General features: G+C 69.2%; 20 protein-coding genes. 12 read left to right on the top strand and 8 right to left on the bottom strand.

What is annotated here, in order from left to right; all coding sequences use genetic code 11:
- Window positions 1–1,536: an arabinosylfuranosidase ArfA gene (gene arfA / locus H5J31_RS11125; protein WP_328701451.1), complete on the top strand. Its 1,536-nt coding sequence runs from the start codon at window positions 1–3 to the stop codon at window positions 1,534–1,536.
- Complete coding sequence (locus H5J31_RS11120; protein ID WP_181772427.1) at window positions 1,529–3,292, top strand: glycoside hydrolase family 35 protein; 1,764 nt, start codon at window positions 1,529–1,531, stop codon at window positions 3,290–3,292. Before arfA ends, H5J31_RS11120 begins: the two co-directional genes overlap by 8 nt.
- A gap of 182 nt (window positions 3,293–3,474) precedes the next feature.
- Here the strand turns inward: H5J31_RS11120 and H5J31_RS11115 are convergent, their stop codons facing one another.
- Together H5J31_RS11115 and H5J31_RS11110 are read right to left on the bottom strand one after the other, a co-directional pair.
- Window positions 3,475–5,220, bottom strand: a complete 1,746-nt coding sequence (locus H5J31_RS11115) for a glycoside hydrolase family 6 protein (protein ID WP_207897861.1) — start codon at window positions 5,218–5,220, stop codon at window positions 3,475–3,477.
- A 197-nt stretch (window positions 5,221–5,417) separates the two neighbouring features.
- Window positions 5,418–6,020, bottom strand: coding sequence for a hypothetical protein (locus H5J31_RS11110; RefSeq protein WP_181772426.1), 603 nt, complete (start codon window positions 6,018–6,020; stop codon window positions 5,418–5,420).
- 71 nt (window positions 6,021–6,091) lie between these two features.
- On the opposite strand from H5J31_RS11110, the gene H5J31_RS11105 reads away from it, so the two are divergent.
- From H5J31_RS11105 to H5J31_RS11095, 3 genes are read left to right on the top strand one after another with little or no spacing between them, the layout of a single operon-like run.
- Window positions 6,092–6,766 carry a response regulator transcription factor gene (locus H5J31_RS11105; RefSeq protein WP_181772425.1) on the top strand — a complete coding sequence of 225 codons (675 nt, stop codon included), beginning with the start codon at window positions 6,092–6,094 and terminating at the stop codon, window positions 6,764–6,766.
- Window positions 6,759–8,156: a sensor histidine kinase gene (locus tag H5J31_RS11100; RefSeq protein ID WP_181772424.1), complete on the top strand. Its 1,398-nt coding sequence runs from the start codon at window positions 6,759–6,761 to the stop codon at window positions 8,154–8,156. The genes H5J31_RS11105 and H5J31_RS11100 overlap by 8 nt, the downstream gene beginning before the upstream one ends.
- A 57-nt stretch (window positions 8,157–8,213) precedes the next feature.
- A complete protein-coding gene (locus H5J31_RS11095; protein ID WP_181772423.1) occupies window positions 8,214–9,344 on the top strand; it encodes an acyltransferase family protein in 1,131 nt (376 codons plus the stop codon).
- Between the two features lie 7 nt (window positions 9,345–9,351).
- Here H5J31_RS11095 and H5J31_RS11090 read toward each other — a convergent pair whose 3' ends face one another.
- Window positions 9,352–10,800 (bottom strand): DHA2 family efflux MFS transporter permease subunit, encoded by a 1,449-nt coding sequence (locus H5J31_RS11090; protein ID WP_181772422.1) that lies wholly within the window; start codon window positions 10,798–10,800, stop codon window positions 9,352–9,354.
- A 217-nt stretch (window positions 10,801–11,017) separates the two neighbouring features.
- On the opposite strand from H5J31_RS11090, the gene H5J31_RS11085 reads away from it, so the two are divergent.
- Window positions 11,018–11,869: a maleylpyruvate isomerase N-terminal domain-containing protein gene (locus tag H5J31_RS11085; RefSeq protein ID WP_328701450.1), complete on the top strand. Its 852-nt coding sequence runs from the start codon at window positions 11,018–11,020 to the stop codon at window positions 11,867–11,869.
- A gap of 298 nt (window positions 11,870–12,167) precedes the next feature.
- On the opposite strand, the gene H5J31_RS11080 is transcribed toward H5J31_RS11085, so the two are convergent.
- The 3 genes from H5J31_RS11080 to H5J31_RS11070 all read right to left on the bottom strand — a co-directional run bounded on the left by H5J31_RS11080 (window position 12,168) and on the right by H5J31_RS11070 (window position 15,471).
- On the bottom strand, window positions 12,168–13,994 hold the full coding sequence (locus H5J31_RS11080) for a proprotein convertase P-domain-containing protein (RefSeq protein ID WP_181772421.1): 1,827 nt from the start codon (window positions 13,992–13,994) through the stop codon (window positions 12,168–12,170).
- 83 nt (window positions 13,995–14,077) lie between these two features.
- Window positions 14,078–14,989, bottom strand: coding sequence for a helix-turn-helix domain-containing protein (locus tag H5J31_RS11075; protein ID WP_181772420.1), 912 nt, complete (start codon window positions 14,987–14,989; stop codon window positions 14,078–14,080).
- 80 nt (window positions 14,990–15,069) lie between these two features.
- A complete protein-coding gene (locus H5J31_RS11070; protein WP_181772419.1) occupies window positions 15,070–15,471 on the bottom strand; it encodes a winged helix-turn-helix transcriptional regulator in 402 nt (133 codons plus the stop codon).
- A 102-nt stretch (window positions 15,472–15,573) separates the two neighbouring features.
- Between H5J31_RS11070 and H5J31_RS11065 the strand changes: the two genes are divergently transcribed.
- Window positions 15,574–15,981: a RidA family protein gene (locus tag H5J31_RS11065; protein ID WP_181772418.1), complete on the top strand. Its 408-nt coding sequence runs from the start codon at window positions 15,574–15,576 to the stop codon at window positions 15,979–15,981.
- A 3-nt stretch (window positions 15,982–15,984) separates the two neighbouring features.
- Here the strand turns inward: H5J31_RS11065 and H5J31_RS11060 are convergent, their stop codons facing one another.
- Both H5J31_RS11060 and H5J31_RS11055 read right to left on the bottom strand, forming a co-directional pair.
- Window positions 15,985–16,464 (bottom strand): cupin domain-containing protein, encoded by a 480-nt coding sequence (locus H5J31_RS11060; RefSeq protein ID WP_181772417.1) that lies wholly within the window; start codon window positions 16,462–16,464, stop codon window positions 15,985–15,987.
- Window positions 16,465–16,594: 130 nt separating this feature from the next.
- Complete coding sequence (locus H5J31_RS11055; RefSeq protein WP_181772416.1) at window positions 16,595–18,406, bottom strand: AfsR/SARP family transcriptional regulator; 1,812 nt, start codon at window positions 18,404–18,406, stop codon at window positions 16,595–16,597.
- Window positions 18,407–18,614: 208 nt separating this feature from the next.
- Here H5J31_RS11055 and H5J31_RS11050 point away from each other — a divergent pair, with 208 nt between their 5' ends.
- The 5 genes from H5J31_RS11050 to H5J31_RS11030 all read left to right on the top strand — a co-directional run.
- Window positions 18,615–18,821, top strand: a complete 207-nt coding sequence (locus tag H5J31_RS11050; protein WP_181772415.1) for a hypothetical protein — start codon at window positions 18,615–18,617, stop codon at window positions 18,819–18,821.
- A gap of 87 nt (window positions 18,822–18,908) precedes the next feature.
- Entirely contained in the window at window positions 18,909–19,451 is a 543-nt protein-coding gene (locus tag H5J31_RS11045; RefSeq protein ID WP_181772414.1) for a TlpA family protein disulfide reductase, read from the top strand.
- Window positions 19,448–21,280: an ABC transporter ATP-binding protein gene (locus H5J31_RS11040; protein WP_181772413.1), complete on the top strand. Its 1,833-nt coding sequence runs from the start codon at window positions 19,448–19,450 to the stop codon at window positions 21,278–21,280. Before H5J31_RS11045 ends, H5J31_RS11040 begins: the two co-directional genes overlap by 4 nt.
- Entirely contained in the window at window positions 21,280–21,705 is a 426-nt protein-coding gene (locus tag H5J31_RS11035; protein WP_181772412.1) for a S26 family signal peptidase, read from the top strand. Before H5J31_RS11040 ends, H5J31_RS11035 begins: the two co-directional genes overlap by 1 nt.
- A 3-nt stretch (window positions 21,706–21,708) precedes the next feature.
- Window positions 21,709–22,013, top strand: a 305-nt coding sequence (locus H5J31_RS11030) for a MauE/DoxX family redox-associated membrane protein (protein WP_207897860.1), incomplete at its 3' end; no start/stop codon positions are given.

Genomic DNA, 22,013 nt, shown 5'->3' with positions numbered 1-22,013 from the left:
GTGGGCATCCAGATCGAAGCCGACGTCTCGGACGTGGCCGGCGCGGTTCCGCGCCGGCTGTTCGGCTCCTTCGTCGAGCACATGGGGCGGGCCGTGTACACCGGCATCTTCGAACCGGGACACTCCACTTCGGACGATCGCGGCTTCCGGGGCGACGTTCTCGGCCTGGTGCGCGAACTCGGGCCGTCCGTCGTCCGCTATCCGGGCGGGAACTTCGTCTCGGCGCACCGCTGGGAGGACGGGGTCGGTCCGGTGGACCGGCGGCCCGTCCGGCTGGATCCCGCGTGGCACAGCGTCGAATCCCATCGCTTCGGCCTGCACGAATTCGCCGCGTGGGCCGAAGCGGCGGACGTCGAGGTGATGTACGCGGTCAACCTCGGCACCCGTGGCATCCAGGAAGCGGCCGACGTCCTCGAATACTGCAACCACCCCGGCGGTACGGAACTGAGCGAGCGGCGGCGCGCGAACGGCGCCGACCGTCCGTTCGGCTTCCAGCTGTGGTGCCTCGGCAACGAGATGGACGGGCCCTGGCAGATCGGGCACAAGACGGCCGACGAGTACGGCCGGCTCGCCGCCGAAACCGCGCGGGTCATGCGGATGATAGACCCCGGCGTCGAACTGGTCGTCGCCGGAAGTTCCAACCAGGAGATGCCGACGTTCGGCCACTGGGAGCGCACCGTCCTGGAGCACACCGCGGCCCTGGTCGACCACATCTCCCTGCACGCCTACTACCAGGAGCACGACGGCGACGTCGCGAGCTACCTGGCCAGCGCCGCCGCACTCGACGGCTATGTCCGCACCGCCGCCGGGATCATCGACGACGTCCTGGTGAAAGCGGGGCTGGACAAGAAGATCGGCATCAGCGTCGACGAGTGGAACGTCTGGGACCAGCGGCACTGGAACGACGTCGAACAACACGAACTGATCGCGGGCGGCTGGCGCGAGCATCCGCCGATCATCGAGGACGACTACACCGTCACCGACGCCGTCGTCGTGGGCTCGCTGCTCGCGTCCCTGGTGCGCAACGTCGATCGTGTGACCATGGCGAACCAGGCGCAACTGGTCAACGTCATCGCACCGATCCGGACCGAACCCGGCGGCGGGGCCTGGCGGCAGACGACGTTCCACCCGTTCAGCCTCGTTTCCATGCTCGCCAAGGGGAACAGTCTGCGGCTGGCCGTCACGGGCGACACCGTCCACACCGGACTTCACGGCCGGGTGGACGTCGTCGACGCGGCGGCGACCTTCGACGAGAACGGCCACTGCGCGCTGTTCCTGACCAACCGCGCGACCGAGTCGGCGACCGAGGTGAGGATCCGCGTCCGCGGCGCACGGCTGACGCCCTACGGGACGTGGACGATCGCGGGCCACGACCGTCACCTCAAGAACTGCGTCAACACAGAGCCCGTTCGGCCCGTCCCGCTGCCCGGGGTGACGGCCGAGCACGACCCGGAAGGAACCACCATCACCGCCACGCTCCCACCCCTTTCCTGGACCGCGCTCCGGCTGGCCTCGGCGGTGGTCCGGGATGCCTGAGTTCAGCATCGGGGAGACCGACTTCCTGCTCGACGGGAAGCCGTTCCAGATCATTTCCGGGGCCCTGCACTACTTCCGCGTCCACCCGGACCAGTGGGCCGACCGGATCGACAAGGCCCGCCGGATGGGCCTCAACACCATCGAGACCTACGTCGCCTGGAACGCGCATTCACCGGAACCCGGCGAATTCGACCTCACCGGCGGCCTGGACCTCGACCGCTTCCTCCGGCTGATCGCCGACGCCGGGATGTACGCCATCGTCCGCCCCGGACCGTACATCTGCGCGGAATGGGACAACGGCGGCCTGCCGACCTGGCTGCTGCGGGATCCCGGACTCCGTGTCCGGCACTTCGAGCCGAAGTACCTCACCGCCGTCCGCGGCTATCTGGACGACGTGTTCCGCGTGGTCGCGCCGCACCAGATCGACCGGGGCGGCCCGGTCCTGCTCGTCCAGGTCGAGAACGAGTACGGCGCCTTCGGGGACGACAAGCGGTACCTGGCCGCGCTGACGCATTACACCCGCGCCGCCGGGATCACCGTCCCCCTGACCACAGTGGACCAGCCGACGCACGAGATGCTGGCGAACGGCGGTCTCGACGGGGTGCTGCACCGGACGGCGTCGTTCGGATCGCAGAGCACCGCACGCCTGAAGACCCTGCGCGAGCATCAGCCCACCGGACCGCTGATGTGCAGTGAGTTCTGGAACGGCTGGTTCGACCACTGGGGCGCGCATCACCACACCACGTCGGTCGCCGACTCGGCGGCCGACCTCGACGCGCTGCTCGCGGCCGGTGCCTCGGTCAACCTCTACATGTTCCACGGCGGCACGAACTTCGGGCTCACCAACGGTGCCAACGACAAGGGCGTCTACCAGCCACTGGTCACGTCCTACGACTACGACGCCCCGCTCGACGAAGCCGGCGATCCGACGGCGAAATACCACGCGTTCCGTGAGGTGATCGCGCGCTATCAGAAGGTGCCCGACAGCGTCCCGCCCGAGGCACGTCCGGCCCCGACGCCGACCGCGCCGCTGCGGGATCCCGTCTCGCTGCTCGATTCGCCGCGCCGCTGGGGGACCGCGCAGGTCCACGAGCGGCTGCCCGCCTTCGACGAGCTGACCCCGACCCCGCGGCTGGCCTTCCTGCGGACGACGATCGATGCCTCCACCGCGGGCGTGCTGACGTTTTGCGAGGTGCGCGACCAGGCGACGGTGTTCTTCGACGGCGACCGCGTCGGCACCCTGCTGCGGGAACACCACGACCGGGCGGTCCGGCTGCCCCGGGCACGCGGTGAACTCCTGGTACTGGTGGAAGACCAGGGGAGGGTCAACTACGGGGAGCGGATCGGGGAGCCCAAGGGGATCGTCGGCGGCGCACGGCTGCACGGTGAACCGCTGAAGGGCTGGGAAGTCGTCCCGATCGACCTCGCCGCGCTCCCCGGTCTCCTGCCGGAAGAGTCCGCCGACGACGCCCCGCCGGGACCGATCTCCGGACCGGTCGTGGTGCGGGGCGGATTCGATCTCGACGAGCCCACCGACCTCTTCCTCGACACCGGGCACTGGGGCAAGGGCATGGTCTGGATCAACGGATTCCTGCTCGGCCGCTACTGGCGACGGGGTCCACAAAGGACGTTGTACGTACCGGGCCCGGTGGTGCGCGCCGGGCGGAACGACGTCGTCGTGCTCGAACTCGACACGATGCTGGAGCCGGAGGCGCGGTTCGTGGCCCGGCCGCTCCTGGGGCATACCGAGGCCTGACCGTCGCGCACTCCCGGTCCGCCGGGTGACAATGTTGCGAAAGCCACTTTCGCAACATTGAAGGTTGCGAAAGTGGCTTTCGCAACGCCTGCCCCGAGACCGGGGCCGAGCGGCGGCACGCGACACGGGTCGTGAGTGGCGATTCGGGTTCTAACCCGAATCGCCACTCACGACCCGACGTCCTACAGTGCCGGGTACGCGTTCTTCATCAGCTCCTGGAACTGTGCGGAGAACCAGTGCCCGGAGAGCGGCGCGTCGGGAAGCGCCCCGGAGAGGTTGTTCTGGTTCCGCGGGTTACCGGTGTAGGTCGGGTCGCACATCCGGTCGAAACCCTTGCCCTCGGTGTTCGGGATCTCCTTGCTGGCACCGTCGGACTCGCCCGGCGGCTTGATCCAGACGTAGGCGTCGATACCGGCTTCGGGTGCCGCCTTGGGGCGTTCGCCGATGCCCGCGCCCGACTGGTTGCACCAGTTGCCGAGGTGGATCCGGCGATCGGTCCGGCCGCCGTTCACGTAGGCGTCGACGGTGGTGGACGGACCGGCACCGGTCGGCCGGGCGCTGCCGCCCCAACCGTTGCGGGAGGTGTCGATGAGCATCCCGACGTCCGAAGGGAATCCGGCCCGGACGGCTTCCTCCTGGAACGCCTTGGCGTAGGAGAGTTCGTCCACGTAACGGTTCCAGTCGATCCACTTCGACGTCCGCACCGAAGTCCCGCCGACGGAATCGTTCACGGTGAAGTACGGCTCCTTGAGGGCGCCGTAGTTCGCGGTGTTCGCGATGAACCCGTGGACGTAGGCCGGCGTGCTGCCGGCGGTCCGCGCTGCCTGCGCGAAGAGCGCCGCGGAGGGGGCGAGGTTGTCGTCCCAGCCGAGCCAGCCGTGGTGTCCCGCGTCGATGTAGTTGTAGACGTTCGGGATCGGCCCGAACTTCGAGAGCGCGTAGCCGACCCCGTTGACGTAGTTCCCGTTGGCCTTCATGACGTCGCACTGGGGCGTGGCCGTGGCCCGTGGCGTCACGTTGGTGACCAGGTTCGGCAGCGAGTCGATCTCGATCACGGTCACCACGCGCAACGCCGAGTACTTCGCGTCGGCGAGGATCGCGGCGATCGGGTCGATGTACTCCGTCTGGTACCGGGACAGTTCGTCCGCCTTGAGTTCGCCGTTCGAGGCGAGCGCGGCGCAGTCCCGGCCGGGCAGGTTGTAGATCACCAGCTGGACGACCAGCGGTTTGCCCGCGGCCTGGAGCAGGGCTTCGTCGAGATGCCCGCGCAGTCCGCGGCTGGTGCTCGTGCCCGCGATCGCGGCGATCCGGTCGAGCCAGACCCCGGTGGGCTGGTTCGCGATCCGGCTGCCGCCCGGTTCGGCGGCGGCCTTCGCCGACCATTCCGGGTTCACGTAGACGCCGGCACCGGCGTACGGGTTGTCCGCCTTGGGGCCGCCCGGGCCCGGCGTCGTGGTCGTGGTGGTGGGGGAGGAGGTGGTCGGGGAGGTCGTGGTGGTCGGGGTGGTGGAGCCGGTGCAGGTGGTGCCGTTCAGGGTGAACACCGTGGGTTTCGCGTTGGTGCCCGAGAAACTCCCGTTGAAGCCGGGGGAAACGGTGCCGCCGGTGCCCAGTGAGCCGTTCCAGCCCGCGTCGCGGACCGTCACGCGCGTGCCCTGCTGGCCGAACGTCCCGTTCCAGCCCTGCTGCACCCGCTGGTTTCCGGGGAAGTCCCACTCCAGCGTCCAGCCGCCGCTGATCGGGTCGCCGAGGTTGGTGACGGTCACGGTGGCGCCGAAACCGGTGTCCCATTGGTTGGTGATCGTGTAGTCGACCTTGCAGCCCGGCGCGGCTTGGGCGCTGGAGCCCAAGACCACCGGTACCCCGACCATCGCGAGTACCGCGGTGATGGCCAGGGGTGCCGAAAGACCTTTTCTGCGGAATCTCATGCGTCGCCTCCTTGCGACCGGAATCCGATGTCTGGGAGCGCTCCCATGGTGACCGTAGGGGGAGGAACCGGACATGACAAGGTCGGCGGGTCCGGGATGTGGGATCGCTCCCAGAAAGCGACGAAAGAACTAGGCCGCCCAGGGGAGGACTCCGCCTGACGGACGCGGTGCCTTCCCCTGGACAGCCCTGGCGGCGATCAGCCCTTGAGCGTCTTCATGGTGTCTTCGGTGACTTTCCGGACCTTGGCCTTCAGGTCCTCTTCCGTGGCGGGCCAGCCGCCCGCCTCCCGGGCGTATCCGCTCCCGTTGACCGTGAGCACCAGCGAGCCGTGCCGGACGAGGTACTTGTAGAGCCAGAGTTCGTTCACCGCCCACGGCTTCGCGTCGTCGTGCTGGCGATAGAGGTACGCCGCCGTGCCGAGGCCTTCGACATCGGTGACGGTGAGGTCGGTACCCGGGCCCGATCGTTCGCCGTCGTTCTTGCGGAAATCGTCGTACATCGCCCTGGCGGCGGCCTCCCCGGACGTGTGGATCGCGATGAACGTCGTCAGCTTGGCGTAGCCGCCGGAACCGTCGAACTCCATGTCGCAGTTCCCGCCGTCGAGTCCCGTGACGAGTTTGCTCGGCGTTTTCGTCGGCGTGGCACGGGTCAGCGCTTCGAACTCCGCGGGATTCACCGCCGTGCACGCGTCACCTCGGAGGCGGTAGTTCGGCGGCGGTTCCGGTTCGGAGGAGCAGCCGGCGATGGCGGTGACGGCGAGCGCCACAAGCAGCGCTCCGCGGCGGCGGTTGGCGGGCATGCCCGGATGGTGGCAGCGGGTTCACCCTGCCATGAGGGCAATTGTGCCCGGCCGTATGGGATCGTGTGCCGATGAGGATCTTGCTCGTGGAGGACGAGCGACGGCTGGCCGAATCGCTGCGCGCCGGACTGAGCGCCGAGGGATACGCCGTCGACGTCGCGCACAACGGCCGCGACGCGCTTTGGTACGCCGGCGAACATCCGTATTCCGCGATGATCCTCGACATCATGCTGCCGGGGCTCAACGGTTACGTCGTCTGCCGCAAACTGCGCGAGCGCGGCGACGCCACCCCGATCCTCATGCTGACCGCGAAAGACGGCGAGGACGACGAAATCGAGGCGCTGGACACCGGCGCCGACGACTTCCTGCCGAAGCCGTTTTCCTACGGTGTCCTGCTTTCACGGTTGCGGGCGCTGATCCGGCGCGGGGGAGCGACGCGGCCGGGCACGCTGCGGCTCGGCGATCTGGAACTCGACCAGGCGAGTCACGTCTGTCGTCGCGGTGGCGCCGAGATCTCGTTGACCACCAAGGAGTTCGCGTTGCTGGCCTACCTGATGAAACGGCAGGGCGAGGTGGTCACCAAGGCCGAGCTGCTCGAGAACCTGTGGGATTTCGCGGCGTCGGCCACCGCGAACCTGGTGGAGGTGCACATGAGCGCCCTGCGACGGAAGATCGACCTGCCGTTCGGTGCCGAGACGATCCGGACGGTACGCGGCGCCGGGTACCACGTGGTGTCCGGTGCCTAGGTTCCTGCGGACGACCCGCATCCGCGTCGCGGTGACCGCGTTCCTGGCATCGATCATCGCGCTCGCGGTGGTTTCGGCATGGCTGGTGCTCGATGCCCAGGACAGGCTGGAAGACGGCGCGGCGCAGGTCGCGAGGGCGCGGGCGGACGCGATCGTCCAGTTGCTGAACACCGGTGCCGCTCCCGCCGATCTGCCGATGCTCGTCCGAGACTCGATCTACGAGGTGGTCCGTCGTGAGCCGATCGCCAGGATGGCCTCCTGTCCTGGGCTGCGCTCGGCTTCCCTCGCCCCGGAAGGCGATTGGGGCCGCGATGAGTACGTGAGGACCCTCAAGCCGTACGAGATCGACCTGTCTCTTCGGGAATCCGTCGGATGTGCCCCGGTGCTCGGAGCCAACGTCGATGAAGAAGGGCTCCGTGTGCACGTCGCCTGGGTGTCGAGCGGGGACAGCAAGTACACGATCTATGCCGCATCGAGGGTGGACGACGCCGGGCAGGCGGCGCTCGATTCGGTGCGGATGACGCTGTTCGCCGGAGTCCCGGTGATCGCGCTGCTGATCGGTGTGATCGCGTGGCTCGCGGTGCGCCGGTCGCTGCGGCCGGTCGAGGCGATCCGCGCGGAGGTCGCGGACATCGGCGCGCACGATCTCTCCCGCCGCGTCCCGGAGCCCGGCAGCCGTGACGAGATCGCGAGTCTCGCGGCGACGATGAACACGATGCTCGCCCGCCTCGACACCGCCGTCACGCGGCAGGGCCGGTTCACCTCCGACGCGTCGCACGAACTCCGCACGCCGCTGGCTTCGCTGCGGACGCAACTGGAGGTGCTGCTCGCGCATCCGAACCGGCTGGACTGGCGCGAAGCCTGCGAGAACGCGCTCCTGGACATCACCCGGCTGCAGGATCTCGTCGCCGATCTCGTGCTGCTCGGAAAACTGGACAACGCGGAACCGGAGCGGCTCAAGCCGGTCCGGCTGTCCGAAGTGGTCGAATCGTGTCTCTCCGGACGCCAGGGTGTGCGGGCGGAGGTCGAAGGTTCGCCGGTGGTCCTCGGCAACCGTGGGCGGCTCGAACGCCTGCTTCGCAATCTCGTGGACAACGCGCAGCGTCACACCGAAACCGGTGTCGTCGTCTCGGCGTCCACAGTGGACGGCTTCGGTGTGCTGACGGTCACCGACGACGGTCCCGGCATCCCGCCGGAGGATTGTGAGCGCGTGTTCGACCGGTTCGTGCGGCTGGACGACGGCCGTGCCCGCGACGAAGGCGGCGCCGGCCTCGGTCTGGCGATCGTCGCCGACATCGCGCGAGCCCACGGCGGCACCGTCGAGATCGCCGATCACGAGGGTGGCGCCCGCGTCGTCGTCCGGCTGCCGTCGGCCGATCCGCGAAGCTGAAGACGTCTTCAGCTTCCTTAAGCTTCGGTTCAGCGTCCGGGCCCGAACCTACGGGCCATGTCGTCCGTTCTCCCACGCCGCGCCTGGTGGCGGCCGCTCAGCCACACCGACTACCTGGCGTCGTCCTGGTTCCCCGGGCTCACCGGCGTGCGCGCGCTCGCCGCTGTCGCCGTCGTGTTCTTCCACTACGGCGGGCATGTCACAGACCGTCTGCAGGGCTGGATCGCCGTCCAGTTGTTCTTCGTGCTTTCCGGGTTCCTCATCACGACGCTGGCCCTGCGCGAAGAGGGTCGTACCGGCCGGATCGACCTGCGCGAGTTCTACCTCCGCCGGTCCTTCCGGATCCTGCCGGTGTACTTCCTGCTCCTGGCGCTGACGACGGTCGCGGTGATCCTCGGTGGGACTTACCAGAGCAGCAGGCTCGCCGACGCCATGCCGTACTACCTCGTCTTCGGCAACGAACTCGTCGACTTCAACACGCCGTATCCGACGTCGTGGTCGCTCGGGGTGGAGGAGAAGTTCTACCTCGTCTGGCCCGCGTTGCTGGTGCTCACGTCGTTCGCGCGCACTGGGAAGACGGCGTTGCGGCTGCTGTTCGGAGCGTCGGCGGTGCTCGGCGTCGTGCTGTTCGCGTTGCCGCTGGCGCCGTCGCACACCTGGGCGAGCCTTTCGGTGCACTACTGCTCGCTGGTGATCGGCTGTCTGCTGGCGATGGTGCTGCACCATCCCCGAGGGTTCGCGGTGTTCCGGCCGCTGACCAGCCCCGCTGTCGCGACGGCGATCGGCTGCGGCTTCGTCGTGTTTCAGTTCTCCGTCGGGCCGCTGGCGAAGGCGCTCGGCGGGCACTGGCAGTTCGTGGTCCCGGTCTACGCGGCGGGTTCGGCGCTGCTGCTCGTGGCCGTCGTGTCGCCCGGCCCGGTCCGCGGTCTGCTTTCGAGCAGGCCGTTGACGTTCGTCGGTGACCGTTCGTACGCCCTCTACCTCGCCCAGACCGGCGCCGCCGGGGTTTCGGGCTGGGTGCTCCCCAGCGGCCTCGCCAAGGCGGCGGTGACCACGGTCGTCGCGCTGCTCATCGCCTGCGCGCTTCGCCGATGGGTCGAACAACCCGCCATCGCCTACGGCCGGAAGGTCGTCAAACGACGAGCGCCCGCCGGGCCTCCGGCGGAGGCGACGGCGGGCGCTCGGTGAAGCGGTCCTAGTGGTGTGCGGTGACCGCCTTGGCGCCGGTGCTCTTCCGGACGAACAGCGACCCGATGAACGCGGCCAGCCCGACCCCGCCGGCGACCATGAACGTGGTGCGGATACCCGTCGCGTCGGGGCTGGTCGCCCCGGCCGTGACCGTGCTCGCCGTGGCCACCGCGATGAACACCGCGGTACCGAGCGCGCCGGCGACCTGCTGCAGGGTGGAGAGGATCGCGCTGCCATGGGAGTACAGGTGATCGGGCAGCGAACCGAGGGATTCGGTCATCAGCGGCGTCATCATCAGGCCGAGTCCGGCCATCAGGAGGACGTGGATCGCGATGACCGCGACCAGCGGCGACCCCGGGCCGAGCAGGGCGAACAGCCACAGCGAGATCGCCATCGCGGCCGCGCCGGGGATGACCAGCGGACGAGCGCCGAAGCGGTCGAACAGCGCGCCGACCGGGCGGCCGAGCAGACCGAGGACCAGACCGCCCGGCAGGACGGCCAGGCCGCTGACGAACGTGCTGGTGTGCAGGACGGTCTGCAGGTACAGCGGCAGAAGGATCGCCGCGGCGCCGATCAGGCACATGAACAGCAGCGCCGTCAGGATCAGCGAGACGACGAAGCTGCGATGGGTGAACGGCCGCAGGTCCAGGAGCGCGCGGTCCTGCCGCTGCAACTGCAACTGACGCCAGGTGAACACGACGAGCGCGACGGCCCCGACGACGATCGGCGCCCACGGCGGCACCGGCTGGTGACCGCCCGCCGACTCGCCGGACACCGACAGGCCGTACAGGACGCCGCCGAAACCGATCGCCGACAGGAACACCGAGAGCACGTCGAGCGGCACCTTGCGGGTGTCGCTGTCCAGCCTCAGCCGCAGCGCGCCGACCACCAGGGCCGCGATCGAGAGCGGCAGCACGATCCAGAACATCCAGCGCCAGCCCAGCGAGGACAGCACCGCGCCGCCGATGGTCGGGCCGATGGCGGGGGCGACCGCGATGACGATGGTGATCGTGCCCATCGTGGCGCCGCGCTTCTCCACCGGGACCAGGCGCATCACCGTGGTCATCAGCAGCGGCAGCATGACCGCCGTACCGCACGCCTGGATGACGCGGCCGACCAGCAGGAGGGTGAAGCCGGGGGCGACGGCGCTGACCAGGGTGCCGAGGCTGAACAGGGTCAGGGACGCGAGGAAGACCTGGCGCGGGGTGAAGCGTTCGAGCAGGAAGCCGGTGGTCGGGATGACGACCGCCATCGTGAGCAGGAAGCCGCTGGTCAGCCACTGGACCGTGGTCGTCGGGACCCGGAGGTCGACGGTCAGGTCACGCAGCGCGACACTCAGGATCGTCTCGTTGAGGATCATCACGAACGCCGAAAGGACCAGCACACCGATCAGGAGCCCGGGGCTCGCCGGTGCTCTTTCCTGGTCGGAAGTGGACTTGGGCAGGGTTTCGGTCATCTGTGGTGAGCTCCTGGAAGGACGCGCGCGCGTGGGGCCGCCCTCACGCCGGCAACGGTGGCGGTGAAGGCGTGGCGGATACCCCTGCAGTCTGCCTGTGACGGTCGCGTCGTGTCACGTCGATTTCCGTAGTGAGTACGGTCACTTCGCTCTGAGCGGACCCGGAATCCGCACGGGAGAGGACGGATTTCCGGCTGTGGCAAGGCAAAATCGCACTGTGGCCAGGGAGATCTCAGCGGACCGGTGGCGTTCGGTACGGCGCGCCTATCGGGTGACGGGAGCCCGGTTCGCCGAATTGGTGACCGGCGTTCCGGATCCGCGCGCGATGGTCACCGCCGACTGGACGGTGGCCGACACCGTCGCCCACGTCGCGATGATCGCGAAGATGTACACGTCGCTGGTCCGCCCGGACGGCGAATCGGTACTGGAAGCACGCGGTCGGGAGCAGGTCGCGAAGACCACTGTGGACACCGTTTCCGTACTGAACGCCTTGGTGTTGAGCGACTTTCCCGAACGCGACATCGGCGTGCTGGTGAAAGGGTTGCTCGCTGACATCGACGAAGTGCTGCGAGTGACCGAGGACGCCGACCCGGCGACCCCGCTGGGCTGGCTCGGTGACTCGCGGGTACCGCTGGCCGGAGTCCTCGCGCACCTGGTCAACGAACTGCAGATCCACGGCTGGGACATCGCCCGCGCGCTGAAACTCCCGTGGACGATGCCGCCGGAGGACGCGGCGTTGTTCTTCGATCTGTTCCTGGTGGGTGTGCTGAGCAACGACACGGGTCACCTGCTCGACACCGACGAGCCGCCGCACGAGCGGCGGATCGCCGTGGCCTTCCGGTCGGCGTACACGTCGCCCGTGGTGCTGGTGCTCCACCGGGGCCGCGTCACCGTCGAGGAACCTGGTGGCCCGGTCGACGCGCGGATCTCGTTCGATCCGCCGTCGCTGAACCTGATGCTTTTCCACCGCGTCGGGAAGGTGCGTTCGGCGCTGACACGGAAGATCGTCGTGGGCGGTCCACGGCCTTGGGTGCTGCCGGCTTTCCTGCGGGTCGTGCGGCTGCCGTAGAGGTCCACGGGCTAGGCGCGTGTGACCGGAGTGGACGGCACGCGTGATCAGACGGACGGCACACGTGATCAGACGGACGGCACACGTGATGGGACGGACGGCGCGCGTGTCCAGAGGGACGACTCGCTGCGTGGCCCGGTCGCGCAGCGAGTCGTCCCGCCAGTCACGCGCGCCGTCCGTCTGATCACGTGTGCCGTCCCGCCACTCACGCGAGACGGCCGGTCGGACAAGGGGGTCGTGAGTGGTAAGGACGGTTAGAACCGTCATTGCCACTCACGACCCCGATCCTTCCCTCGCCTTAAAGCGTCAGCGACCAGGTGTCCAGAACGCCGGTGTCACCGGGGCCGTAGTCGGTGATCCGCAGCTGCCACTTGCCGCCGGCCGGGGACGAGGCGCCGGGCACCGAGAACGTCTTCGCACCGTTCCAGGCCGTGCACGCCGAGCCGCCGCTGTACTTGAGCCCGTACGCCTTGCCCTTCGGGTCGAGCAGAGTGATGCCGAGGTCTTCGGCGCAGGTGTGCCGGATCGTCACGGAGACGCCGAGGGACGTCGCCGCCTGTCCGCTGAGCGTCGAGGTGACCGGGCTGAACACCTGCTGATAGTCCCGGATCTGGAAGTCGGCGTCGTTGCTCAGCGTCCGGGCGCCGCCGCTGCCCGGCTGCGTCTTGGCGGATACGACACCGCTCGCGGGCGACACGTTGCCCGCCGCGTCACGCGCCTTCACGGTGAACGCGTACGACGTGTCCGGGGTGAGGCCGCTGACCGTGGCGCTCGTTCCGGCCACGGACGTCGCCAGCGTGGAGCCGTTGTAGACGTCGTAACCCGCGACACCGACGTTGTCCGTCGCCGCGTCCCACGCCAGCGAGACGCTGTTCGACGTCGTGCCGGTGGTCCTCGCGTTGCCGGGCGCGCTCGGCGCCGTCGTGTCGCCGTTGCCGCCGCCGGTCACCAGCGTGAGGTTCCACTTGTTCAGTGCTTCGATCACCGGCTGGAAAAGGGACATGTCGCCGTCGCTCGGGTTCTCCACACACTTCGACGGGCCACCGTCGTGCAGGCCGACCGCCTTGGTGCCGAGCAGCCAGCCGCCGCCCGAATCGCCGCCCAGCGAGCACGCCGTGGTCCAGGTGAGGTCCTCGATGATCAGCCCGCCGCCGTAGTCGACGGACTTGTGCGTGTACTTCACCTCGCCGCATTTCCACTTCGAGGTGTTGCCGGAATGGCAGACGCGGTCGCCGACCATGGCCTCGGCCGATCCGGTGATGGTGACGGCGGGCTCGCCCCAGGTGTTGACCGCGGCCGAAAGCTCCCAGCCGGGCTGCGTCACCGCGACCACGCCCATGTCACCTTCGCGGGCGTTGACGCTGCGCGAGCCGCCGACGTTCGACGTCCCGATCCGGTTCTGCTGACCCGAGGCGCCATAAGCGGCCTGGTCACGGTCGTTCGTGCAGTGCCCGGCGGTGAGGAAGTGCTTGGCACCGGAGGAATCGGTCGCGCCGAAGCCGACCGAACAGTTGCTCTCGCTACCCGGCCACCACGGGCTGCCGGTCTGGATCGTGCCCGCCTGCTGACGCGGCGAGGACCCGGTTTCGGTGATCCGCACCCCGAGATTCCGGGCCTGGGAAAGGAAACTCTCGGTCTCGGCGGTCTTGCGCGAGCGGTCCACCGAAACGCCGACCTCGTTGCCGCGGACGTCGACACCCCAGCCGAACACGCCCGGGACCCCGTCGCCGACGAGCGCGCGGACGGCGTCGTCGGTCCGGTCGAGGTCGGCCTTGGAGCGGGAGACGAGCCGCGCTTCCGCGCCACCGGCCCGTGCCGCGTCGGCGTCGGCGGCGCTTGTGACGGCCAGGACCAGCTTGCCGGAGGCGGCGTCGAACCACTGTCCGGCCGCTCGGTCGCGCAGCCCGGCGGGGAGTGCCGCGGCCACCCGGTGGGCCTCGTCCTGGGCGGCGAGCTGGGACTTCGCCGCGGAGGTGCTCAAGCCGAACGCGGCGGCCACGCCGTTCACTTCCGCGTCGGGGTGGACCGGGGACGGTGGTGACGCGGCCTGCGCCGTCGGGCTGAGTCCCCATGCGGCCAAGGCCACCAGGCTCAGATAGGAAAGCACTTCGCTGTGCCGTCGCATGCGCACTCCTCGATTCGAAAAGTAGGTGCGCCGACGGTAATTCCCCGACCTCGCGGAATTACAGACCCGCGAGTCGTTAACACTTAAGAGTCCCAGTCCCAATCGAATCCGAAACGCCCCGGACCGAAATTCAGCACGACGCCGTGCACGGAATCGCTGCCTGGTGCGACTTCCGTCCACTCCGCCGGTTGTCCGTCCTGTTCGGAATAGCGGCGGAATCGTGCCGGGAGGACGTCGGGGGAGAACCGGATCTCCAACACGTATTCCCGGACCGGCAGGCGGAATTTGCGTTCGTAGTTCGTCGCGTGCGGGAACGGGGCGCTGTTGCACAGGGAGTGCTCGGTGATGACCGTTTCGCCTTTCGCGAGCGGCCGTTCGAAGAGCAGTTCCACGACCATGAGGCCGTCTTCGGGGCGGTGCACACTTCTGCCGGGACGACAGCCCCGCAGAGATGTCAACCGCGGCAAGGGCCGGTCGTGCTCGTCGATGTGGACGATCACCACCCAGCGGTCCGGGCCGTCGGCCTCGGCGCGCAGGACCTGGCGCGACCGGAACTCGAGTTCCTCCTGCCCGGGGCCGACGGAGACGACGTCGTGCTGGCTGATCCGTGTCAGCCGTTCGTCCCACCGGGTGTCGACCCCGCTGACGGCGGCGTCGATCCGCGTGCGGTCCGGCCAGAACCGGCCGATCTCCGGCAGTCCGTCGACTCGGGCGGGCCAGCGGCCGCGGGCACGCGGCGGGCCCAGCAACCCCGTCAGGCTGCCCGGCGGGACTTCGAGCACCTGCTCGAGATGGCGCAGTGCCATCACCGAATCGCGGCGTTCCGGACGGCTTCGCCCGGACTGCCAGTAGCTGAGCGTCGCCGCGGTGATCGAGATGCCTCGGGCGCGAAGGTGATCGCGTAGCCGTTCCAGGCTGAGACCGCGTACCCGGATGGCCTCGCGCAGCGCGCCGGCGAACGACCCCTCAGGCAGCGGCCGCTCGAATCCGGTCATCACGACTCCCCACGTTCACCGGGGACGATCATAGATCCGGCGGTCCCGGAATTGAACCGGACGAGGCCCTGGTCAGGCCGTTAACCGTTAACAGGGGCGTCGAACCGGCGGCGGGCGCCCTCGATGTGGCCGAGGAAGCGCTGCGTCCAGTCGCACATCCCGTCGACCGTCGCGCGCAACCCTTGGCCTGCCTCGGTGAGGGTGTACTCGACCCGCGGCGGGACGGTCGGGTGGACGGTGCGCTCGAGCAGGCCGTTGCGCTCCAGCATGCGCAGGTTCTGGGTGAGCATCTTGTGGCTGATGCCCTCGATCCCGTTCCGTAGTTCGGTGAACCGGAGCGTCCCGTCGCCGATCGTCTCGATGATCAGGAGCGCCCATTTGTTGGCGACGTCGGAGAAGATCTCGCGAGCGAGCGAGTCCGCCCGCGTCAGATCGGCGTCGTCCGCGGCGCCGGCGTCGCCGCTGAGCTGCTTGGTCACCATCAGGTTCCCCAGTCACGAAAAGGTGCGTTCTTCCAGTTCGGTGCACACTCTCCTACAGTTCCTGGGTAACCACAAGTGACCACGAGCAAGGAGTGCCGAAAGATGGCCATCACCCTGGTGAACCCCGCGGGGTTGCCGGAGATCCCCGCCTACCGCCAGGTTTCGATCGCGACCGGGTCGAAGCTGGTCTTCCTCGCGGGGCAGGTCGCCTGGGACGCGGACGGCGTCACCGTCGGCGAAGGCGACCTCGCCGCGCAGGTCGAACAGTGTTATCTCAACATCGCCACCGCACTCGCCGCGGTCGGCGCCACTTTCGACGACGTCGCGAAGATGACCGTCTACGTCGTCGACTGGACCCCGGACAAACTGGCCTTGTTCCTCGAAGGGGTGGACCGGGCCGCCATCAAACTGGGCGGCACCCCGGTCCCGCCGGGCACGCTGATCGGCGTCGCGGCACTGGATGTGCCCGAGCATCTGGTCGAGGTGGAGGCCACCGCGGTCATCGACTGACGTTCACTGGCCGCGGGCCGCGCGCCAGATCGGGCTGTCGACGTAGTGGTTGTCGTACTGCTTCGACGAAGCGGCGATCTCCGAGGGATCGGCCTCGCCGCGGGCGACCCGGTCGAGGAGCCGGTAGTAGTCGAAGCGGGCCATGCCCGGCGTGAAGGTGACCAGGACGTCGGCGTCGGAATCGGCGGCGGGTCCGAAGGCGTGCGGTACGCGCGGCGGCACGGCGAGGAAGTCGCCCTTCTCCAGCGTGTGCAGGGTTTCTTCGACGAGCACCTGGAGTTTTCCTTCGAGCACGAAGAAGAACTCGGTCGCGCGGGTGTGGAAGTGTGCCGGAGTGCCGAAGACGCCTTGCTTCAGGGTGGCGCGGTTCGTGGTGAAGCCGCCGTCGGTGGTGTCCGAGTCGGCCAGCAGCGTGATGTCGCTGCCCGGCGCGTCACTGACGATCTCGGCGTCGGCGGCCCGGAGCAGGATGGGGTCGAACATGGTGGCGATCTCCTCGTTTTCGGTGTTCAGCGGGCTCGCTGACAGAACAAGGATCTCCCGGGCGACGACCTTCATCAACGCCGGAGACGGTGCCGATCGATAATCTGCAAGTTATCGATCGGTACCGTGATCACCAGGACAGCGCGGCTCGCTGGGCCGGGACGATCGCGCCGAGTTCGGCCGAGAACAGGCGCATCAGCGGCGGCAGCCGGTAGGTGTCCTCCTCGCCCCATTCGGCGAGCCCGAGATCGACGAGGCGATCCAGTGCCGCTTCGACCTTCAACGGGCAGGTGTCGAGTATGGCAGCGGCCCGGCCGGTGCGGCACACCTCGAAACCGGGTCTGCCGAGCAGGCGGAACGCGGCCGCGGCCAAGGGATCCTTGCCCGCCGCGATCGGCCGGAACGCCGACGAGTACAGCGCCCGCAGGGATTCCCCGCCGAAACCCAGTTCGTCCAGCCTGCTCTCCTCGGGGGCGAGCCGGTGCGCCAGCCACGACAACGGCCGGGTCGGCCGGTTGGCCAGGATGGTGCCCGCGATCCGCAGTGCCGCCGGGATCCCGTGGCAGTGCCGGACGATCTCGGCCGCCGCACCCGGATCGGCGTCCACCTTGGATCTTCCGGCCAGTCCGGCGAGCACGTCCAGTCCGTCCTCATCGGACAGTCGTCCGAGTGCGACGTGCTCCGCGCCGTCCAGCATCAACGGCGAGCGGCCGGTGATCAGCACCGCGCACGAGCCCCTCGCCGGGATCAGCGCGCGGAGCGCGGCGGACTCGGTCGCACCGTCGAGCACCAGCAGCACCGCGCGATGGGCGAGCTGCGAACGCAGGACGGCGGCCGCCTCGTCCGCCGCCCACGGGATGTCCGACGACTGAACGCCGAGATGTCGCAGCAACCGCGGCGGAACCCGGGAAGCCGGACCGTCGACGCTCAGGTCGACGTACAACTGTCCACCCGGGAACCGCGCGCCGACCCGGTGTGCCACCTCCAGCACCAGTGCGCTCTTGCCGATCCCGCAGGGGCCGTGCACCACGGCGACCTTCGGTCCGGATCGTCCGGTTCCGACGAGTAGCGCGGTGAGCCGTGCGGCGATGTCGGCCCGGCCGGCGAACGACCGGCACCGCACGGGAAGCTCTTGCGGGACGGCTGTTTCCGATGTCGAGGCCGGGACGGTGACGACGGCGGCGGGGGAGACCGCGGTGAGTCCCGGATCCCGGTCGAGCACCGCCCGGTGCAGTTTGGCGAGGTCCGGTGACGGCTCCAGGCCGAGACGATCCGCGAGCACACGACGGCAGTCGGTGTAGACGGCCAGCGCCCCCGCGGGATCCCCGGATCGGTACAGGGCGGTCATCAGATGCGCCCATGGCCGCTCCCGCAACGGATGTTCGGCGACGAACTCCCGCAGCGGCGCGATCACCTCGCGGTGCTCGCCGAGCCGGAGCCGGGCGTCGAGATGGTCTTCCGTGACCGACAGGCGGAGTTCTTCGACCGGCGAGATCGATCCGGCGAGTGCCTCGTTGTCGGCGAGATCTTCCAACACCGCGCCGCGGCAGGCGGAAAGTGCTTCACCGAGATGACGGACGGCGGCGGCGTGGTCACCGCGCGCGAGCGCCACGCGTCCGGTCCCGGCTCGTTCGGCGAAGACGTGAAGATCCAATTCCCCTTGGCGTAGCAGGATTTCGTAGCCCGAGGCGCGGCCGGAGATGCGTTCCCCCGGCAGGGCGCCCCGGAGCCGGTTCGCGTAGGTGCGCAGGTTGGCGACCGCCGAAAGCGGCGGTTCGTCTCCCCACAACGTCTGGATCAGCCTGCGGATCGGGACGGTCCGGCCGGGGTGCAACAGCAACGCGGCCAGGAGACTGCGCTGTTTCGCCGATCCCAGCGCGATCGTCCCGCCTTCGGTGTGTACCTCGAGCCTCCCCAGAACCCTGAACTCGATCGACGACACTCACACCTCTCCCGAGAGTTGGAGACAGAAACGTGAGACCCCTTAAGGCAGTTCTATCACCTTCGACTTTGCCGGACGTCAATCCCGAGTTGGGGCACAAGCGATACACGGGCGCGTGTATCGCCGCTATCCGCGTTCGTGTACGGGCCTTTCCTACGTTGGGCGCTGCCGACGCCGCCCGGCGCGGAGGAAGTGAGGAGCGCGGAACATGCGCAAGACAGTGGGATCCCTCAGCGACAAGCTGCTGAGCGTGTTCGTGGCCAAGGCGGACGTGGGTGCCGGCTGCCCGCCGGACCCGTATTACAAGCACTGCTACTGCCGCGAGCGCAGCGACTTCCGTCGCAACTGCTCGCTGAACGGTGCCTGCAAGGAGTTCTGCGGCGCCTGTTACGCCTACCGGACCTGCGGAGGCTGATCGACACCACGGGCGGCGGCCGGCGCACGAGCACCGGCCGCCGCCCGCGGCATCCTGCCCGACCCTCTTCCTCCACTGGAGAACACCATGCCCATCCTGACCGCCGCCGTCGTGCTCGTCGGACTCCTGTGCGTGCTGGACCTGCTGCTCAGCTTCGGCATCATCCGGAGGCTGCGCGAGCAGAACGAGACCCTGAAGGCCGTGCGACAGCGGGCCGCCGACGAACCGGACATCGCACTGCCCGCGGGCGCCACCATCGGCGACTTCAGCGCCGCCACGGTCAGCGGCACCGAGCTGTCCAATGCGGACATCGAGGGTTCCCGTGCCCTGGTCGGCTTCTTCTCGCCGGGATGCGAACCGTGCAAGGAGCGGATGCCCCAGTTCATCGAGTACGCCACCCGCTTCGAAGGCAAGGTCGTCGCGATCGCGGCCGGGAGCGAGGAAGAGACGGCCGACATGGTCGTCCGGCTCGGCGAGGTCGCCGAGGTGATCCGCGAATTCGACGGCGGCACCGTGCACAAGGCCTTCGGCGCCTCCGGCTATCCCGCGCTGTGCCTTGTCGACGGCGACCGGACCGTGCTGGCCAGCGGGTGGGAGATGTCGGCCCTGCCGGTGCCGGCCACCCTGTGAACACCTCCCTCGGCGCCCGCCGGGTCCTGAGCCTGCTCGCGTCGGCGGTCCGCCTCACCCGGCGGGCCGCCCCGGTGGGGACGCCGCTGTACATGGTGCTTTCCCTGCTCGGTGGTGCCGTCCCGATCGCGACCGCGTGGTGCACCAAGGTGCTTCTCGACGGGCTGGCCGCCGGCGAGGTCTGGCTGTCGCTGCTCCCGTGGGCGGTCGCGCTCGCGGTCACCGGGCTGCTGGTGGGGCTGCTGCCGGTCGGTACCGAGTACCTGAAGCAGCGGCTCGACCGGGCGGTCGCCGTGGTCACGATGGACCGGCTCTACCGGGCGATGGGCAGACTGGCCGGGATCGCGAGAATGGAGGATCCGCGATTCCGCGACAAGCTCCGGCTCGCGCAGCAGACCGGCCGCAGCGGTCCGGGCCAGCTCGTCGACGACGGGGTCGGTTCGGTGCAAGCGGCCATCACGCTGGGCGGGTTCCTCGGGACCCTGGTGGTGATCAACGTGTGGATGGCCCTGATCGTGCTCGCGGCGGCGTTCCCCGCGCTGATCGCGAACCTGCGGTTGAGCCGCGCCAGGGCACGCGTCATGTGGTCGATCGCGCCCACCGAGCGGCGCGAAGTGTTCTACGCGGATCTGCTGGCGAGTCTGGACGCCGCGAAGGAATTGCGGCTGCTCGGGCTCGGCGACCTGTTCCGGCGGCGGATGCTCGTCGAACTGACCGCCGCGCACGCCGTCGTCGAAGGTCAGGATCGCCGGGACGCGCGGATGCAGGGCTTGCTGGCCGGGCTGACGGCGGCGGTTTCGGCCGGTGGCCTCGTTTGGGCCGCCTGGCTGGCGGCACACGGCAGGCTCTCACTCGGGGACATCGCCATCTTCGTCGCGTCCGTCGGCGGGGTGCAGGGGGCGTTGCAGAGTCTCGTCGCCCGGCTGGCTTCGGCGCATCATTCGACCTTGTTGTTCGACCACTACGAAGAAATCGAGTCACAGGGCCCGGATCTCGCCGTTCCGGCCTCGCCGCGGCGGATCCCGGCGCTGAAGTCGGGTATCGAACTGCGCGACGTCTGGTTCCGCTACGCCGAGGACCAGCCGTGGGTGCTGCGCGGCGTGAACCTCACCATCCCGCACGGACACGCGCTGGCCCTGGTCGGGCTGAACGGTGCCGGGAAGTCGACGATGGTCAAGCTGCTGTGCCGGTTCTACGACCCGGATCGCGGCGCGATCCTCTGGGACGGCGTGGATCTGCGGGACGTCGCGGTCGACGAGCTGCGCGCGAAGATCGGCGCGGTCTTCCAGGACTACATGTGTTACGACCTCAGCGCCGCCGAGAACATCGGACTCGGCGACGTGTCCGTGCTGGACGATCGGGAGCGGGTCGTCGCGGCGGCCCGGCGGGCGGGCGCGCACGACATCGTGGTCGGGCTGCCGCGGGGCTACGACACGTTTCTCTCCCGGATGTTCTTCGACGAAGCCGACCGCGAGGACCCGGAGACGGGTGTGCTGCTGTCGGGTGGTCAGTGGCAGCGGCTCGCGCTGGCGCGGGCGTTTCTGCGTGACCGCCGGGATCTGATGATCCTGGACGAGCCGAGTTCCGGACTGGACGCGGAAGCCGAGCACGAAGTGCACAGCAGCCTGCGCCGTCACCGTGACGGCGCGACCAGCGTGCTGATCTCACACCGCCTCGGCGCCGTCCGCGACGCGTCGGCGATCGCGGTGCTCGCGGAAGGCCGGGTCGCCGAACTGGGGTCGCACGACGAGTTGATCGCCTCGGGCGGGGAGTACGCGCGGCTGTTCCGTCTGCAGGCTTCGGGTTACGACGAGGTGGTGTCCCAGTGATGTATGTGCTGTTGACGGTGACCGTGGTGATCGTCGCCGCCGTCGTGTGGCTGGTGACGCTGCGGCGGCGGCTGATCGTCGTGACGGTGCACGGGGTGAGCATGGAGCCCACGTATGTCGCCGGCGACCGGCTGCTGGTGCGGCGGTCGCGGCTGGAGCGGGTGCGGGCCGGGCAGGTCGTCGTGGTCCAGGGCGGCCCCGGCAAACCGGGCGACCCGACGGCCGGGCGGCTGGTGAAGCGCGCCGTGGCGGTGCCGGGAGACCCCGTCCCGTCGCAGATCCCCGTGCCCGGCGACGTCGTCCCCGCGGGAAACCTGCTGGTGCTGGGCGACAACCCCGCGCGCAGTAACGACTCCCGGCGGCTCGGCTACATCCCGGCGGACGCGCTGATCGGCGTCGTGCTCCGGCCGATCGGGCAGAGGTGAGCGATGGGTTACCTGGCCGTGTTCGCGATGGTCCTTTGTGGACTTGTACTGCTGGTGTCCGCTTCCGGCAAGGTGCGGGGTAAGGACTCCTACGCGGAGTTCGTGGCGTCGGTGCCCGCGTTCGGCGTCCCGGCGCGGTGGACCCGGTTGTTCGCCGCGCTCACGTTGGGTGCGGAGTTCGCGATCACCGCTCTGCTGCTCCCGGCCGGCGTGTTGGTCGCGGCCGGTTCCGGTGCCGGCTGGTGGTCGGCCGCCGCGGGGCTGGTGCTCGCGGCCGGGTTGTTCGGGGTGCTGACCGCGGCCGTGTG

The organism is Amycolatopsis pittospori, assembly GCF_013870525.1.
Lineage (GTDB): Bacteria > Actinomycetota > Actinomycetes > Mycobacteriales > Pseudonocardiaceae > Amycolatopsis > Amycolatopsis pittospori.
This window is presented reverse-complemented; position numbering and strand designations above follow the sequence as displayed.

What these genes read in the sequence shown, in the direction of transcription:
- H5J31_RS11120 (WP_181772427.1), top strand. Translation starts at nt 1,529, where the DNA reads ATGCCTGAGTTCAGCATCGGGGAGACCGACTTCCTGCTCGACGGGAAG.
- H5J31_RS11115 (WP_207897861.1), bottom strand. Translation starts at nt 5,220, where the DNA reads ATGAGATTCCGCAGAAAAGGTCTTTCGGCACCCCTGGCCATCACCGCG.
- H5J31_RS11110 (WP_181772426.1), bottom strand. Translation starts at nt 6,020, where the DNA reads ATGCCCGCCAACCGCCGCCGCGGAGCGCTGCTTGTGGCGCTCGCCGTC.
- H5J31_RS11105 (WP_181772425.1), top strand. Translation starts at nt 6,092, where the DNA reads ATGAGGATCTTGCTCGTGGAGGACGAGCGACGGCTGGCCGAATCGCTG.
- H5J31_RS11095 (WP_181772423.1), top strand. Translation starts at nt 8,214, where the DNA reads ATGTCGTCCGTTCTCCCACGCCGCGCCTGGTGGCGGCCGCTCAGCCAC.
- H5J31_RS11090 (WP_181772422.1), bottom strand. Translation starts at nt 10,800, where the DNA reads ATGACCGAAACCCTGCCCAAGTCCACTTCCGACCAGGAAAGAGCACCG.
- H5J31_RS11080 (WP_181772421.1), bottom strand. Translation starts at nt 13,994, where the DNA reads ATGCGACGGCACAGCGAAGTGCTTTCCTATCTGAGCCTGGTGGCCTTG.
- H5J31_RS11075 (WP_181772420.1), bottom strand. Translation starts at nt 14,989, where the DNA reads ATGACCGGATTCGAGCGGCCGCTGCCTGAGGGGTCGTTCGCCGGCGCG.
- H5J31_RS11070 (WP_181772419.1), bottom strand. Translation starts at nt 15,471, where the DNA reads ATGGTGACCAAGCAGCTCAGCGGCGACGCCGGCGCCGCGGACGACGCC.
- H5J31_RS11065 (WP_181772418.1), top strand. Translation starts at nt 15,574, where the DNA reads ATGGCCATCACCCTGGTGAACCCCGCGGGGTTGCCGGAGATCCCCGCC.
- H5J31_RS11060 (WP_181772417.1), bottom strand. Translation starts at nt 16,464, where the DNA reads ATGTTCGACCCCATCCTGCTCCGGGCCGCCGACGCCGAGATCGTCAGT.
- H5J31_RS11050 (WP_181772415.1), top strand. Translation starts at nt 18,615, where the DNA reads ATGCGCAAGACAGTGGGATCCCTCAGCGACAAGCTGCTGAGCGTGTTC.
- H5J31_RS11045 (WP_181772414.1), top strand. Translation starts at nt 18,909, where the DNA reads ATGCCCATCCTGACCGCCGCCGTCGTGCTCGTCGGACTCCTGTGCGTG.
- H5J31_RS11035 (WP_181772412.1), top strand. Translation starts at nt 21,280, where the DNA reads ATGTATGTGCTGTTGACGGTGACCGTGGTGATCGTCGCCGCCGTCGTG.